General features: G+C 63.2%; 11 protein-coding genes and 1 pseudogene. All 12 read left to right on the forward strand.

What is annotated here, in order from left to right; translation table 11 throughout:
- Positions 1-38 precede the first annotated feature (38 nt).
- Positions 39-581, forward strand: a complete 543-nt coding sequence (gene tssB, locus DIE08_RS14350) for a type VI secretion system contractile sheath small subunit (RefSeq protein WP_013700173.1) — start codon at positions 39-41, stop codon at positions 579-581.
- A 27-nt stretch (positions 582-608) separates the two neighbouring features.
- Positions 609-2,102, forward strand: coding sequence for a type VI secretion system contractile sheath large subunit (gene tssC, locus DIE08_RS14355; protein WP_124902274.1), 1,494 nt, complete (start codon positions 609-611; stop codon positions 2,100-2,102).
- Between the two features lie 88 nt (positions 2,103-2,190).
- Positions 2,191-2,676 carry an Hcp family type VI secretion system effector gene (locus DIE08_RS14360; RefSeq protein WP_013700171.1) on the forward strand — a complete coding sequence of 162 codons (486 nt, stop codon included), beginning with the start codon at positions 2,191-2,193 and terminating at the stop codon, positions 2,674-2,676.
- An 85-nt stretch (positions 2,677-2,761) separates the two neighbouring features.
- The gene (tssJ, locus tag DIE08_RS14365) at positions 2,762-3,262 is read left to right on the forward strand and encodes a type VI secretion system lipoprotein TssJ (RefSeq protein ID WP_124902292.1); all 501 of its coding nucleotides are present in this window, start codon (positions 2,762-2,764) and stop codon (positions 3,260-3,262) included.
- A 31-nt stretch (positions 3,263-3,293) separates the two neighbouring features.
- The gene (gene tssK / locus DIE08_RS14370; protein WP_124902275.1) at positions 3,294-4,640 is read left to right on the forward strand and encodes a type VI secretion system baseplate subunit TssK; all 1,347 of its coding nucleotides are present in this window, start codon (positions 3,294-3,296) and stop codon (positions 4,638-4,640) included.
- Between the two features lie 96 nt (positions 4,641-4,736).
- Positions 4,737-5,954, forward strand: coding sequence for a type VI secretion system protein TssL, long form (gene tssL / locus DIE08_RS14375; protein ID WP_260436525.1), 1,218 nt, complete (start codon positions 4,737-4,739; stop codon positions 5,952-5,954).
- 25 nt (positions 5,955-5,979) lie between these two features.
- Positions 5,980-10,050, forward strand: a complete 4,071-nt coding sequence (gene tssM, locus DIE08_RS14380; protein ID WP_124902277.1) for a type VI secretion system membrane subunit TssM — start codon at positions 5,980-5,982, stop codon at positions 10,048-10,050.
- Positions 10,051-10,068: 18 nt separating this feature from the next.
- Positions 10,069-11,334: a type IVB secretion system protein IcmH/DotU gene (gene icmH, locus DIE08_RS14385; protein WP_124902278.1), complete on the forward strand. Its 1,266-nt coding sequence runs from the start codon at positions 10,069-10,071 to the stop codon at positions 11,332-11,334.
- A complete protein-coding gene (locus DIE08_RS14390) occupies positions 11,334-11,627 on the forward strand; it encodes a PAAR domain-containing protein (RefSeq protein ID WP_409360396.1) in 294 nt (97 codons plus the stop codon). The genes icmH and DIE08_RS14390 overlap by 1 nt, the downstream gene beginning before the upstream one ends.
- Before the next feature lie 19 nt (positions 11,628-11,646).
- The gene (locus tag DIE08_RS14395; RefSeq protein WP_124902279.1) at positions 11,647-15,474 is read left to right on the forward strand and encodes a type VI secretion system Vgr family protein; all 3,828 of its coding nucleotides are present in this window, start codon (positions 11,647-11,649) and stop codon (positions 15,472-15,474) included.
- A 1-nt stretch (position 15,475) separates the two neighbouring features.
- Complete coding sequence (locus tag DIE08_RS14400) at positions 15,476-16,339, forward strand: hypothetical protein (RefSeq protein ID WP_124902280.1); 864 nt, start codon at positions 15,476-15,478, stop codon at positions 16,337-16,339.
- A 2-nt stretch (positions 16,340-16,341) separates the two neighbouring features.
- Positions 16,342-16,610: pseudogene (locus DIE08_RS14405) on the forward strand (type VI secretion system tip protein VgrG); the annotation flags it as partial.

Raw genomic sequence — 16,610 nt, forward strand, 5'->3', positions numbered from 1 at the left:
CGCTCAGTCCACTACCCACCGTCCAGGAGAACCTGCCCATGTCCGCTTCCAGCAGTTCGCAAAAATTCATCGCGCGCAATCGTGCGCCGCGCGTGCAAATCGAGTACGACGTCGAGGTCTACGGGTCGGAGAAGAAGGTCGAGCTGCCGTTCGTGATGGGCGTTCTGGCCGATCTGTCCGGCAAGCATCCCTCGGAGCCGCTTCCTGCCGTGACGGACCGACGATTCTTGGAAATCGATATTGACAATTTCGATGAGCGCATGAAGGCCATCCGGCCACGCGTCGCGTTCGCAGTGCCGAATACGCTGACGGGCGAAGGCCAGATGATGGTCGACATGACCTTCGAGAGCATGGAGGACTTTTCGCCGGCGGCCATCGCCCGCAAGGTCGAGCCGCTGCGTCAGCTGCTGGAAGCGCGCACGCAACTTGCCAACCTGCAAACGTACATGGATGGCAAGTCGGGTGCAGAAGCGCTCGTCACGCAGCTGCTGCAGGACCCCGCGCTGCTCAAGTCGCTGGCTGCGGCACCAAAGCCCGAGCGTCATGACGCCGGTGCAGCGGACCCGAGCGAAGCGAACTGACCGACGAACCGATCGAGGAAGACCATCATGGCGAAACAGCAAGCACAGGCCGTCCAAGCGCAGACTGCCACCCAATCCGATTTTACGCAACTGCTCGAGAAGGAATTCCGTCCGAAGACCGAGCAAGCACGTGAAGCGGTCGAATTTGCGGTTCAGACGCTCGCGGAACAGGCGCTGAGCCAGTCGATCACGATCAGCGACGATGCGTACAAGAGCATTGCGGCCATCATCGCGCAGATCGATCACAAGCTCTCCGAGCAGATCAACCTGATTCTGCATCACGAGGACTACCAAGCGCTGGAGTCCGCATGGCGCGGCCTGAACCATCTCGTCTCGAACACCGAGACGGATGAACACTTGAAGATCCGTGTCCTGGACGTCTCGAAGACCGAACTGCATCGCACGATGCGTCGCTACAAGGGCTTGGCGTGGGATCAAAGCCCGCTCTTCAAGCAAATCTACGAGCAGGAATACGGTCAACTTGGCGGCGAACCGTACGGGTGTCTCGTCGCCGACTACTACTTCGACCATACGCCGCCCGATGTTGACCTGCTGGGCTCGATCGCGAAGGTCGCTGCAGCGTCGCATACGCCGTTCATTACGGGTGCGGCACCGTCGGTGCTCCAGATGGAGTCGTGGCAGGAACTGGCGAACCCGCGTGATCTGACCAAGATCTTCACGCAGAACCTCGAATACGCAGCTTGGAATTCGCTGCGCAACACCGAGGACGCGCGCTACGTCGGCCTCGCGATGCCGCGTTTCCTTGCTCGTCTGCCGTATGGTGCCAAGACCAATCCGGTTGACGAGTTCGATTTCGAAGAAGACACGAATGGCTCGAACCATAGCCGCTATGGTTGGGCGAACGCTGCATATGCGATGGGTGTGAACATCAACCGCTCGTTCAAGCAGTATGGCTGGTGCTCGCTGATCCGCGGCGTCGAGTCTGGTGGCACGGTCGAGAACCTGCCGTGCCACACGTTCCCGACCGACGACGGCGGCGTCGACATGAAGTGCCCGACTGAGATCGCGATCTCGGACCGCCGCGAGGCCGAACTGTCGAAGAACGGCTTCATCCCGCTCGTGCATCGCAAGAACACCGACCACGCAACCTTCATCGGTGCGCAGTCGCTGCAAAAACCGGCCGAGTATCACGATCCGGACGCGACCGCCAACGCGAACCTGTCGGCACGCTTGCCGTACCTGTTCGCATGCTCGCGTTTCGCGCACTACCTGAAGTGCATCGTGCGCGACAAGATCGGCGCGTTCAAGGAACGCGAGGACATGCAGCGCTGGCTCAACGAATGGGTCATGCACTACGTCGATGCCGATCCCGCGAACTCGTCGCAGGACACCAAGGCGCGCCGGCCGCTCGCAGCCGCTGAGGTGCTCGTCGAGGACGTCGAAGGCAATCCCGGCTACTACCAGGCGAAGTTCTTCCTGCGTCCGCACTTCCAGCTCGAAGGGTTGACGGTTTCGCTGCGGCTCGTCACCAAGCTGCCTTCGATCAAGGAAGCGGCCTGATTCCGGAGTTTGGCCCTCTTGGGCCGGGCGTTAAACCATCTTCTCTCGTGGTGTCCGGCCTTTTTTTATTCACTGAAGGAGCATTGGCATGGCACAAGACATTTTCCTGAAGATCGACGGCATCAACGGCGAGTCGCTCGACGACAAGCACAAGGACGAAATCGAAGTCCTTAACTGGGATTGGGAAATCCTGCAGGAATCGACGATGCACGCCGGCAGCGGCGGCGGTGCGGGCAAGGCGACGGTCAAGGATCTGACGTTCGAACACAACATCGATCGCGCGAGCCCGAACCTGATGAAGTACGCGCTGACGGGCAAACACATCGACCAGGCGACGCTCGTGATGCGCAAGGCCGGCGGCAACCCGCTCGAGTACCTGAAAGTCACGATGAGCGACGTGATCGTTACGCGCGTGAAGCCGTCGGGCAGCAAGACCGATGCGGAGAAGAGCCGCGAGACGGTGTCCCTGTCGTTCGCGAAGGTGAAGCAGGAGTATGTCGTGCAGAACGCGCAAGGCGGCAGCGGCGGCGCCGTCACGGCGAGCTTCGACATCAAGGGCAACAAGGAAGCGTAAGCCGATGGAACGCCGCGCACCGGGCCAAAATCCAGCCCCCGCCGGCTGCGCGGCGTTTCCCCCTTCCTTTCAACGTGAATTCAGTATGCGTTCGATTCTGACTGTCGTCGCGCTCGCCGGCGTTGTGTTGCTTTCGGCCTGTGCGAGCGGCGAGCCGAAGCCCAAGGAGCCGATCCGGCTTGAACTGACCGTCAACGCCCAGGCCGACGTCAACCCGGACGAACGCGGCCGGGCCGCGCCGATCGTCGTACGCCTCTACGAGCTGAAAAACGACAACGCCTTCAAGGCAGCAGATTTTTTTACGTTGCAGACGCAGGACAAGACGGTGCTGGCCGACGACGTTGTCAAGCGCGACGAGCTGCAATTGCGTCCCGGCGAGCACCAGACGATCGTGCGACGCCCGGCAGCGGACACGACCGCCATTGGCGTGATCGCGGCCTATCGCGACCTTCCGAATTCGGTATGGCGGACCGTCTACACGATGCCTGCGCTCGACAAGGCGTGGTACAGCTTCTCCACGCCGAAGCTGAAACTGACTGTCGATCTTGAGGCCAAGGCCGTCAAGATCGAGGAAGCCAAGAAATGAATCACATCGCGCAACGAAACGGACGATACGCATGAGCTGGTACGCCAAGGTCGCCTGGCAGGAAGGGCTGTTTTTCCGTCCGCAACTGTTCCAGCAACAGGATCGCTACTTCGAGAAGTACGCGCACATGCGTGCGGCTCCGCTGTCACCGTTCTTCTTCGGCTTTGCGCACTACGCGCTCGATCTGGAGTCGCTGGCGCTGGGCAAGGTGATCGTCAAGTCTGCCGCCGGCGTGTTTGCCGACGGCTCTCCGTTCGATGCACCGGGCAATACGCCGTTGCCGCCGCCGCTGACGATCCGGCCGGAACACCTCGATCAGGTGATTTATCTGGCGGTGCCGGTCCGACTGCCGAACTGCGAAGAGACGACGTTCGAGAACTCCCCGGATTCGCTGGCGCGCTACCTCGTGTTTGATACCGAGCTGCGCGACACGAATTCGATCGGCCTTGCGCCCGAGCCGGTGCAACTGTCGAACCTCCGCCTGCGCCTGATGCCAGAAAAGGAGCTCGGCGATGCGTGGATCGGTCTTGCGCTGACGCGCGTGAAGACCATTCGTGCGGACGGCAGCATCGAGCTCGACGACACCTTGGTGCCGCCCGTTTCGGGCTACGGGGCCAGCGGCTTGCTGACGAGCTGGGTGACGAAGATTCACGATCTCGCACGCCTGCGCGCGAACGCGCTCGCGCAGCGGCTGGCGGGTACCGATGACACCACGGCGAGCGCCGCGACGGTCACCGACTACCTGCTGCTGCAGATCCTGAACCGGTACGAGCCGCTGCTGCAGCACATGCTGCGCGTGCCGACCACGTCACCCGCCGATGTGTATGCGCTGTTGATCAGCATGGCCGGCGAATTGTCGACGCATCTGCGCACGGATACACGGCGGCCGCTCGACACGCATCCGCCTTATCAGCACACGACGCCGCACCTGTGTCTAAAGCCGGTTGTCGACGATACCCATCGGCTGCTCAACGCCGTGCTGGTCCGCAGCGCACAAAGCATCGCACTCGAAGACCGTGGCCACGGCATGCGAAACGCCGTGGTCGATCCGGTCGACATGCAGGGGTTTACTGCGGTCGTGCTGGCCGTGCACGCGGCCATGCCGCCGGACGTGCTGCAGCAGCAATTCCTTGCGCAGGCGAAGGCGGGCCCGTCCGACAAGCTGCCGAGCCTCGTGCGCAGCCACCTGCCGGGCATTGGCTTGCAGGCGCTGCCGGTACCGCCGCGACAGATTCCGTTCAACGCGGGCTATATCTATTACGAGCTGACCCAGGGCGGGCCGCTATGGGACGAGGTTGTCCGACACGGCGGTCTTGCGCTGCACGTGGCCGGCGACTTTCCGTCGATCAAACTGGAACTGTGGGGCGTACGCGCGTAAGCACGCAATGGCAACCATGTATTCACAAACCGCGATCCGTTACGTCTGTTCATGAGCAATTCATCTACCGGCACCGGTGTGTCCGAGGAACGGGCGATGCCTTCCCCCGTTCTCCCGCAATCCGCTTCCTCCGGAGGGACTGTTGTTCCTTTTCGGGAGCGACTCATTGCGGTCGAGCAGGCGTCCAATCCGTTGCGGGAAGCCGCTCGACCGCTCCTGCGTGCGCTCGCGGATATGCCGGACCGGCTCGCCCCCGAGGAGACCTTCGCGCTTCGAGACCTGCTCGAACAGGAGGTGCGCACGTTCCAGAAGCTGTGCGAGCAGGCGAACATTCGGCGCGACCACACGATTGGCGCACGTTACTGCCTGTGTACGGCACTCGATGAGGCAGCAACGCAGACCGCATGGGGGAAGGGAGGATCGTCCGGGATCGAATGGATCAGCAGCGGCCTTGCCACCACGTTCCATGAGGACCGTCAGGGTGGCGAGAAAGTCTATCTGCTGATTGGGCGACTGCTTGCCGAACCGCGTGAACATCTGGACTTGCTGGAAGTCATCTACGAGATTCTCAGCCTCGGCTTCGAAGGGCGCTATCGGCACGAGGCGAACGGCAAGCGCAAGCACGATGCGATTCGCCAGCGGCTCTACAACGAGATCACCTCGCAACGCGGGGTCGCACCGACGGCGCTGTCGCCGCACTGGCAGTCGGATGTGAAAGGCAAGCGGGTGTCCTTCTATGACTTTCCGGTCTGGATCACCGTCACGCTGCTGTCGGTGGTCCTCCTCGGTCTGTTCGGCTGGTTCAAATACGAACTGATGAGCCGAAGCGCGATCGTGGAGAAGCAGATCGCCGATATCGGCCGGATGACGCCGCCACCCGCACCGCCTCAATTGCATCTGAAGCAGTTGCTCAAGGACGAAATCGCGGCCGGCACCGTCAGCGTCGACGAGGATGCGCGTCACAGCGCCGTGACATTCCGTGGCGATGCGATGTTCCCGCCCGGTGGCGTCACGATCAAGAGTGCGATGGCGCCGCTCGTCGCGAAAATCGCGGGCGAGATCGTGAAGGTGCCGGGCAAGGTCAGCGTCCTGGGCTACACGGACAACCTGCCGATTCGCAGTCGCCAGTTCCCGTCGAACGAGGCGCTGTCGGAAGAGCGGGCGACGCAGGTCTTGCAGATGCTGCAGGCCGCTGGTGTGCCTGCCAACCGTCTCGAAGCGGTGGGCAAGGGTGACGCCGATCCGATCGGCGACAACCGCACTGCCCAGGGCCGCGCGCAGAACCGGCGCGTCGAGATTGTCGTCGCGCAATAGGCCAGATCCGCTTTCGGAATAGACCATGAAGAAGTTTCTGTCATTTCTCGCCTCGCGCCAGTTTCTCGCGTTCCTCGCGCTGATCGTAGTCGCCCTGGTGATCTGGTTCGTCGGACCGTTCTTCGCTTTCGGCGGCCTCAAGCCGCTGGCGGGCGCCGGCATGCGCGTGCTGCTGATTGCGCTGGTGCTCGTGGGCGTGTTGCTCTGGCTCGGGGGCTGGTCGACGAGCATCGTGTTCGTTGCGCTGTTGTGTCTGCTGATCTGGTATGCAGCGCCCTTGCTGTCGTTCGGCCACACTTCGCCGTTCGAACCCATTTCGGCCCGGATCGGCGCGATTGCGCTGGTGGTGGTGGTGTTCGCGCTGTTCTGGATGTTCCGGCTTTGGCAGAAGATGCGCGAGGACGAGGCATTCCTGAAAAAAGTGCTTCGGTTCGGCGGCAAGACGGAGGAATCCCCCGCAGCTCCGCGCCTGAAAAAGGTGGAGGCAATCGTCACGAGCGCACTGGCGCGGCTGAAGTCGATGCGTACGGGTGCTCGCGGACCGGGCAAGCTGTTCCAGGGCAAGCGCTACCTGTACGAACTGCCGTGGTACATCACGCTTGGTTCGCGAGGGGCGGGCAAGACGAGCGCGCTGCTCAACGGTGGACTTGCGTTTCCGATCGCCGAGCAAATGCAGCGCGCGGCCGGGACGTCGGCGGGTGATGCCGCAGCCGTGGACTGGTGGCTCACCAACGACGCAGTGCTGATCGACACGGCCGGCTACTACACACGCCATGGCACTTCGACGGTGAAAGAAGGTGAAGGGCATGCCCCGTCATCGGATCGGCCGGTAACGGCGGCATCTAGCGAGGACAAGGCAGGCAAAGACGGCGAGCAGAAGAAGGGCGACGCATCAGGCGATACCCAGGCGGCGACAGTTGCAAAGTCGAGCGCCAATATTGTTCCGATTCGCGCCGACTCGCCGGAGCAACGCGAAGCGCTTGATCGCGCGGAATGGCTGGGTTTTCTCGGCATGCTGCGCCGCCACCGACCGCGTGCCCCGATCAATGGCGCGCTGCTTGCCGTCGACCTTGACTCGCTGGTCGGCGCCGACGAGCAGAAACGCCTCGCCGAGGCGTCGGCGCTTCGTGCGCGACTGGGCGAACTGCGCGGCGAGCTTGGAATTCGCTTCCCGGTGTACCTGCTCGTTACCAAAATGGACCGTCTGACGGGGTTCGCGGAGTATTTCAGCGGGCTGGCGGCCGAGAGCCGCGCGCAGGCGTGGGGTTTCACGTTGCCGTACGGCAAGGAAACGGTCGCGAAGGAGGGCTTGCGTGCGCGCTGTCGTGATGAGCTGATGCAGATGGCGGGCCGGCTGTCCGGCATGATTCACACGCGCCTGCAGGACGAGGACGAGACGCACAAGCGCCGCCAGCTCGCCGCGTTGCCGGAGGAGTTCTCCGCGCTGGTCGGACCGCTCGTCGACCTGATCGATCGTGTGTTTCTCGACTCCCGTTATGACGACACCCAGCTTCATTCGACGCTGCGGGGCGTCTACTTCACCAGCGCACAGCAGGACGGCCACTCGGTCGTCGCCGAACGCGACACGGTCGTGCAACGCCTCGCACCGAAGCAAGGGCAGGCAGGCGCCGCCGGTGGGCACGAGGGTAACCGGAGCTTCTTCCTGCACGACGTCCTCACCCGGGTCGTGTTTCCGGAAGCGCATCTCGTCAGTCCCAACTTGCGGTGGGAATACCGCTACCGGCTGCTGCGCCTGATTGGCCATGCGCTCGCCTTACTGTTGTTCGTCTGGCTGGCACTCGGATTGCGCGTGAGCTTTGGCAACAACAGCGACTACCTCGACGTCATCGGGCGCAAGGTCCAGGCATTGGCGGCCCGCGTGACCCAGCTGTACAAGGAGCCCAAGCCAGAGGCAGTGCCGGATACGCTGACCGAAGCGCGCTATTTGCCGACCTTTCCGAACCTGGACCTGTCCGATCCCGGCAGCACGTGGCGTTACGGCCTCTATACGCCACCGGACATCGTGACGGAGAGCGGCCACACCTACGATGCGCTGGAGGACAACCTGCTGGTGCCGCAGATCGTGCGCCGGATGGAAAGCGTGATGTCCGGGGCGATCGCCAACAAGGATCCGAAGGCCGCGTACGATGCGCTGCGCGTCTACCTGATGCTTTACGACAAGGCGAAATTCAACGCTGGCGACGTGAAGACTTGGGTGCTCGACGACTGGGCGAAAAACGACAGCGCGGCGGTTTTTGGCGGCCGTGCATCGATGATCGATCACGTCCAGCAGCTCTTTTCGGGCGACCGCGTCGTGAAATCACCGTTGATTCGCAACGATGCGCTGATCCAGCAGGCACGGGCGTTTCTCGACGGCAGCAATGCAACCGATCGCCTGTATCAGCGCGCGAAGGCCGCGATGCTGAAGGAGTCTCCGGACGAGTTCACCTTGCTGCGTGCGGTCGGGCCGCAGGCCGGCACGGTGTTCACGCGGGCCAGCGGTCAGCCGCTGTCGCGCGGCGTGCCGGGTCTGTTCACGTTCGACGGCTATCGGAACCTGTTCGACAAGCGGCTTCCCGAGTTTGTCCAGATCGCGCGCGACGATGATGCATGGGTGATGGGGCGCTCGTACCTGGGCGAGGCTCAAAAAAAAACGGCTGAGATCGTGAGCACGGTAACGGGCGCGGACGATGCACTGACGGACGCGGTTCGCCGCCAGTATCTGCTGGAGTATGCGCAGCAGTGGGATGCGTTTCTCAACGACATCCGAACGGTGAGCGGCACGAGCCTCGCATTCAATCTCCAGGTGCTGCGCAGCTTCGCGGCGCCCGACTCGCCGCTCGGACGACTCGCACGCGCGGCCGTGCGTGAAACGACGCTCACGGCGCCGGCGACCGCATCGGACGGGTCATTTCTGCAGAAGGCGGCCGACCAGCTCAACCAGAAGGCCGACAAGGCGCTCGGGATCCGCGCGTCCGAGCGTGTCGAGCGTGAATTGGTCGACAGCCATTTCGCGGCGCTGCGCGAAGTCGTGACGGGCAACGCCGATTCGCAGGCCGGCGCCCAAGCTGCGGCTGCCCAGGCCGGGAAGACGGGCCTCGACGGCGTGACCAACCTGCTGAACGATTACTACACGGCGCTCACGGTTTCCGACAACGCGTTGTCGAACAACAGCATGCCGCCGGCGAGCGACACGGCCGCGAAGCTCAAGATGACCGCCAACACGATGCCGGCACCTTTCCGGGCAGTGTTGCTGCAACTTGCCGCGGACGGCTCGCACGAAGTCAATCAGGGGATCGGCCAGCTGCTGTCGCGCCAGATGCAGGCAGTCGTCGGCGACACCTGCCGGCTTGCCATCGAGGGCAACTATCCGTTCTCGCCCGACAGCAAGCGCGACGTCAGCATCGACGACTTTACCCGTGTGTTCGCGCAGGGTGGCGTGATCGATGACTTCTTTGGGAAGACACTTGCGCCGTTTGTCGACACCTCCGCGAAGCCGTGGCGATACAAGACTCTGGCCGGCGCGACGGAACCCGTGCAGGGACCGGATCTGGAGCCGTTCGAGCACGCGAAAGCGATCCGCGACGTGTTCTTTAACGACCCGGGCCACAAGCAGCTCACGTGGAAGGCCGACATCCGTATTCCCGAACTGGACCCGACGATCACCAGCCTGTCGCTCGACATCGACGGCCAGACCTCGCTTTATCAGCACGGTCCGGTTGCGCCGTTTGCGGTGACTTGGCCCGGGCCTCGTGGAGGCGTTCATACGGAAATCACCGCCAATCCTCGCATTCGTCCCGACACATCGACGATCGCGGCTGACGGTCCCTGGGCGCTAATGCGCCTGCTCCAGAAGGGGCAGGTGGTGGAAACCGCCACACCCGGCCGTACCCGGGTCGCCTTCGATTTCGACGGGCGCAAGGCGGTGCTCGACGTTGCGAGCACCGGCAGTGTGGCGAATCCGTTGACCAGCGACGTTCTGAAAACCTTCCGCTGTCCGAGTTCGATGCCGGTGTTCAACCTGTCGGATAGCGGGCCGCCCCCGGGGCTGCCGCGCGGTACGACGCCGGCGAGCCCGGCCAATGTCACCCAATAACGGCGGGGGGCAAGCACGGTGACGATTTCGACAGTCGACTCACGAAACTACGCCGGAGTTCTGGCGTCGCCGCCGCTCAGCGCGCGACTCAAGGCAGCGGTGCAATCGGTCAATCCGTTGCTTGAATCCGCACGCGTCTTGCTGCTCGCGCTGGCGGATACGCCTCCTGCACTGGAACCGGACGACGTATTGCAGCGGCGCAAATGGCTCGAGCAGGAACTGCGGATGTTCTTGCGGGTTTGTCGCGAGCTGCAGCTGCCGTCGGACGACGTCGTGCGGGCGAGCTATTGCCTCAGCGCCGCGCTCGACGAGGCTGCGATGCAAACGCGTTGGGGAAGAGGCGAGGGCACCGGCACCGAGTGGCAGGCCAGCAGTCTCGCGGTGGCGATGGGCCACGATCGACAGGGCGGCGATCGCGTTTTCCACATGATCGACGAGGTGCTGAACGAGCCGCGCGGACATCGCGACCTGCTTGAGCTGTTGCAGAACGTCCTTGATCTTGGCTTTCGCGGGCGATACCGCTTCGAGCACGATGGTCCGCGACGGCTGTTGAACATCCGCGAGCGCGTGCACGGCGTGGTGATGGCCGGAGAGCATGGCGCGGAACCCATTGCTGCGGACGATGCTACGGCCAATCGTCTCGCTCCATCCGATCGTGTTCGCGGGACGGCCGTATCGGGTGGGCGCGTGGTCGATCCGTGGGTACGTCCGGCTCGCTCGCGTCTGTCACGCTGGTGGATTGTCGTCGGTATTGTGGCGGCACTGCTGGCGGGCGCGGCAGGGTACGTCGCGGTCAGGGATTTGCGCCACGCGGATCAGTCCGCTCAGGCGTCGTCTCCGATCGATCGATTGGGCGCTGCGTTGGGCGAGCAGCTGCGCGACGAAATCGCCGCCGGCAATGTGGAGTTGATAAAGGATACGGCGGCCGATACGGCGGCGCTCCGATTCAACGGAATGTATGCGTCGGGCGACGTGACAGTGGCCCCATGGTGGGCGTCCGTGATGGCATCGGTCGGACGGACCATCGCGAGCTCGCCGGCCGCTACGCACGTGCTCGTCACCGGATACACCGACAACCTGCCAGCGAGTCCCGCCCATCAGGGTTCGAATCACGCGCTGTCCACAGCTCGCGCCCAGCAGGTCGCGCAGATTCTCGCGGCGGCCGGCGTGCCGAAGGAACGCATCAGCGTGGTGGGCCAGAGCGATGCCGATCCACTGGCCGATAACGTGTCGAAGGAAGGACGGTCGAGAAACCGTCGCGTAGAAGTGACCGTGTCGAATTGATGCTTGCAACCGAATCACCCATTTACGAAGCGGAGCTGGATATGCAGGATGCGCAAGGCCGAAATATGGTGCGCTTGGGCGACACCACCGATCACGGCGGCAAGGTCGTCGAGGCGACTGACGAGGTGAAGCACCTGGGTATCTCGGTCGCGCTGGACCAGCACGGGGTGATGTGTCCGAAGTGCGGCGGCGTTTTTCCGCTGCTGGCCAGCGGCCCCCGTACGCATCGGGGGCGCCGGGTCGGTTATGTCGGCGACAAGACGGGTTGCGGCGCGACCGTGATCGGTTCGTGATCGAGGGAAAAGCCGCATCATGGTGACACTCAGCCAAGCGCGCACGCTGTCGATTTCGGGCGCGGCGCTACCCACCTATTCGACGGGCGGCCTGCCGGTGTTCGCACCGGTGCGGCTGCAGGGCAGCGAGGCGGTCGGCCGTCTCGAGGATTGCCGCTACCTCGTCACGCTGCGCACAGACGACGCGTTCGCGTTCTCGCCGAGCGTGACTGCCAACCTCGACCTCGACAAGATCGTCGGCACCGAGGTGACGGTGTCGATCCAGCTCGAAGGCATCGGGCAGTTTATCCCCGGGCTCGCGGGCAACGCAGGGCTAGGCAACATCGGCGCGGGCACGCGCGAGATCACGGGGCTGGTCACCGCGGCGCGCGTGGCCGGCGAAGACCGGCACTCGATCCTGTACGAGCTCGAGCTGCGTCCGTGGCTGTACCGCGCGACGCTGACGCAGGACTGCCGGATCTTCCAGGACATGAGCGTCGTCGAGATCACCGACGCGGTGCTGGCGAAGTATCCGTACCCGGTCGACAAGCGCCTGGCTGGCGCGTTCCGCGGCGTCTATCCGAAGCGCGACGTGCAGCGCCAGGCGTTCGAAACGGACTGGGCGTTCCTGCAGCGGCTGTGGGAGGAATGGGGTATCTGGTGGTGGTTCGAGCACGACGGCGGGCATCAGCGCCTGGTGCTGTGCGACACGATGGGCGGCCACCACCCGCACGGTGCGGCATACGAGACGGTGCGCTACCTGTCGCCGGACGGCAAGCGCATCGACGAAGAACACATCCATGCGCTGTCGGTGACGAGCCGACTGACGTCGGGCAGCGTGACGGTGGTGGACTACGACTACACGCGCCCGCGCGCGAACCTGACGGTGACCGAGGAGAACCCGCGCAAGACTGCGAGCGCGGACGGCGCGGTGTACGACTGGGGCGACTACAGCCAGCCGCTGGCAGGTGCGCAAGGCGTGGAAGGTCAGCCGAACGATACCGAGCAGGAGTCGCGGCACCTGGCGCGCGTGCAGCTGGAGGCGCGCCGCTGCGCCGGCCTGCGCGCGAACGGTCGCGGCAACCTGCGCGGGCTGACGGTGGGTCGGACCTTTGCGCTGACGGGCTATCCGCAGCAGGCGGCAAACCGCGAGTACGTGGTGCTGTCGTCGACGCTCGACATCGAGGAGGTGGGCGATCGGACTGGCGCCGGCGCGACGTATCGCTGCGAAGCGCAGTTCGAGCTGCTGCCGGCGAACGAGCCGTTCCGGCTTGAGCGCAGCGTGCGCAAGCCGGTGATGAGCGGCCCCGAGAAGGCGATCGTGGTGGGGCCGGCCGGCCAGGAGGTCTGGACCGACAAATACGGCCGTGTGAAGGTCCAGTTCGGCTGGGACCGGCAGGGCAAGCTCGACGAGCATTCGGGGATCTGGCTGCGGGTGGTGTCGCCGTGGCAGGGCGTGGACATGGGCGCGACGTTCCTGCCGCGTATCGGCCACGAAGTGGCGGTGATGCACTACTACGGCGATCCGGACCTGCCGGTGATCACGGGCAGTCCGGTGAACGAGTTCCGGCAGCCGACGCTGGATCTGCCGGCGAACCAGGCGGTGGCGGTGCTGCGCGGCCGCGAGTTCCAGGGCACGGCGTCGGGCCACGTGGCGATCGACGATACGCAGGGGCAGATCCAGACGCAGATTGCGAGCGACGCGGGCAGTTCGGTGCTGGCGCTGGGGAACATCCGGCGCATCGTGAAGAAGACGGGCCGGGCGGATGCGCGCGGCAAGGGCTTCGACCTGCGCACCGATTACTGGGGCGTGGTGCGCGCGCTGATGGGCCTGTTCATCTCGACGGACGGGCAGCCGAACGGCGCGGGCCAGGCGAAGGACGCGAAGGCGGCCGTCGGGAGGCTGACGCGCGCGCGTGAACTGCAGGAGAGCCTGTCGGGGCTGGCGCAGCAGCACGAGGCGCAGCAGCGCGATGCGGACCAGAGCGAGGTCGCGAAGGCGATCAAGGCGCGCAACGATGCGATTCGCGGCGACACGCCGGCGGGCGAGAACGACTTCCCGGAGCTGAAGGAGGCGGATCTGGTGCTGGCGAGCGTCGCGGGCGTCAGTGTGGCGGCCGAGCGCAGCGCGCACGTGGCGAGCAACGAGGACATCGCGATGACGAGCGGGCGGCATGTCGGGCTCGCGGTGGGTCATTCGCTGTTCGCGAGCGTATCGAACGCGTTCTCGCTGTTCGTGCACAAGGCGGGGATGAAGCTGATCGCGGCTGCGGGCAAGGTACGCATCGAAGCGCAGAGCGACGGCATCGACGTGAAAGCGAAGCAGTCGATCAAGATCGAGAGTACGACCGACAGTATTCATCTCTACGCGGCGAAGGAAATCCTGCTGCATGCCGGCAGTACACAAATGCGGATCAGCGATCAGGGCTACACGGTCCATACCGCCGGCGAGCACACGGTCCACGCGGGCAGCCACCAGACTGTTGATCCGGCGCCGAGACCGGTGCGGATTCCGGTGACACCCAACAATCCGGGACGGTTTGCCTCGCACTTTGTGCTCATGGAGCACGACAGCGGTTTTGCGTTGCCGAAGCAGCCGTATCGAATCACGCTCGATGACGGGCGAGTGATCGAGGGTATGAGCAATGCCGCCGGCGAAACCGCGCTGGTCACCGGTCACGAGATCGCCTTCGGGACGGTCGAGATTCTGGCCGCGAGCGATCCGGGCAAAGTGATTGCGGTCAATCAAATGGCAGTTGTGCGTGACAGTACGACGCCTTTCACTGCCACCGTGCCGAACGCCGACAAACGAACCGCGAAGATCGGTAGCAAGACGGCTAGCACACCGGAGCAGGATGCCACGACTGAAGGTCAGCCGCCAACGTTCGCCTCCTGCGATCCGCTCAACTTCGGGTTGCGCTTCTACCACTTTATCGACGGGGCAAAGCAGGATGACGCCCCTGCCGGTATCCCAGTGCGCCGCGATGTCGAGTATCCGGTGACGAAAGCCTATACAGCGGCGATCAAGGGTGCACTCAAGGGCATTCAGTGGAGCACCTTCAAGTCTGCGGATGGAGCGGTGTCGCTTGAGTTGGCTTCGGAAATCGAAAAGGCTGTGGCGCGGATCTTATCGGAGGCGTTGTGCACTGGGCCTTTTGGTTTGCCAAGAGGTGCGGTTCCCAAGATCGTTATTGTCGATGCGGAGCGCGGACTGTCGAACTACAACATGCGACCTGACGTGAGCGCATCGTTCGTGACGAGAAGTTGGGTGATGGCCGTCCACGATACCGAAATTTCTAAAATAACCGCTGCAGCGGCTGATGCCGACTTATTGGACGGTCGGCTGAAAGCGATTGCCGACACGCTTTACCACGAGGCTAGGCATTGTCAGCAGACGTTTTGGATGCTGGCTCTTCTTCGTCAGCATGGTGGCGACTATGCTCAATTTTCACAGATGCCGATCGTGTACGAGCGCTACACATCGGAAAGTGTCTATCGCGCGGCCAAGGAAGCAAAGATCCCCGACGACGATCGCGTAATTAAAGGGCTGCATCGAATGCTGGTATTTCAATACTACTGGATGATTTCGTATTTGCAGAAATCCGAAGGCGGTGCGTATGTGAAAACAGATGTGCCCGTTGCACAGGCCGAGGTTTGCAAGCTGTTGAAGGTGACGCCGGAATCGGCGGCGAAAATGGTTAGTTTCGAACAAGGCTACCGGAGTCAGTTACATGAAGAAGATGCCTATGCGTGTGCGGAAGTGGTGCAAGCCTATTGGGATAACCCTGATCGCCCTCGCGTGCGCAACCCTGGCACATGCACAGGTGACTACCTCGCCGCACTCAATGCAGTCGGCGCAAGGAACTGACATGCAGGCGAAGGTGGATGAGCAACGGACGTTTGTACTGCGACTGTTGGCGACCGCAATGATGATTCTGCGCGACGATAAACCGTTTGATCGATCAGACGTCGTCTTTGGGAAAATTTACGATACTGAGCCGCACTCCGATTCTGAAGGGGCGCGCTATCGTTACGCGACTGGTCCGACTCTTCCTACGACGAGGATTGACGTCGACACGGTGGACGATCCCGAGGACTACAGTGACGACCGAAAGAAGGTAAAGATCGTACCGATAGGCGTTTCGATTGATATTGGCCCGATGCTGCCCGGGGTTCCTCACACGGAAATAGAGAATTTACTGCACCTTGACAACTACTGGATGGATGCAGACAACAAACGGGTGTTTGGAAACGAGATACCTGGTCGCTATCCCGACACGCCAAATTTGCAGGTGTTTCGTTATCGGACAAAGAACGTTCCGGGCAGTCGGTTTCCCGTCGACGTCGAACTGTTTTACGCAAATTCCGCGGATGGGTCGTCTCCTCCGAAGCTGGCTGAAGTCCGGATGGTGCGTGCATATAAAGTCCTTACCCCGGACGAACGTGCGCAGCGTCGACGTGAACAAGAGCAAGCGAAGCGCCAAAAGTACGGCGAGATGAACTTATGCACCGGCATGCTCTGCCCGGAGACGGGTATGTGGCAGGGCTTTTCTGAGAACAGCAGCGCAGATGTCACGGTGGTATGGAAGGGCCAGAAATTCCCGAGCGTACGGACGTTGACCCATCAGGAGGAGCGGGAGCAGCGCCGGCCGACTAGTTGGGTGGCTGGGCAATGGATGTGGTTGAGGGAACTCGACGACAACCAATCGCAAGCGAACGACAAGGGAGTTTGATCATGCTGAGCCTCACCCAAGCGCGCACGCTGTCGATTTCGGGCGCGGCGCTCCCCACCTATTCGACGGGCGGCCTGCCGGTGTTCACGCCGGTACGGCTGCAGGGCAGCGAGGCGGTCGGCCGTCTCGAGGATTGCCGCTACCTCGTCACGCTGCGCACCGACGACGCGTTCGCGTTCTCGCCGAGCGTGACCGCCAACCTCGACCTCGACAAGATCGTCGGCACCGAGGTGACGGTGTCGATCCAGCTCGAAGGCATCGGGCAGTTTAT

Source organism: Burkholderia sp. Bp9004 (assembly GCF_003858025.1).
Lineage (GTDB): Bacteria > Pseudomonadota > Gammaproteobacteria > Burkholderiales > Burkholderiaceae > Burkholderia > Burkholderia diffusa.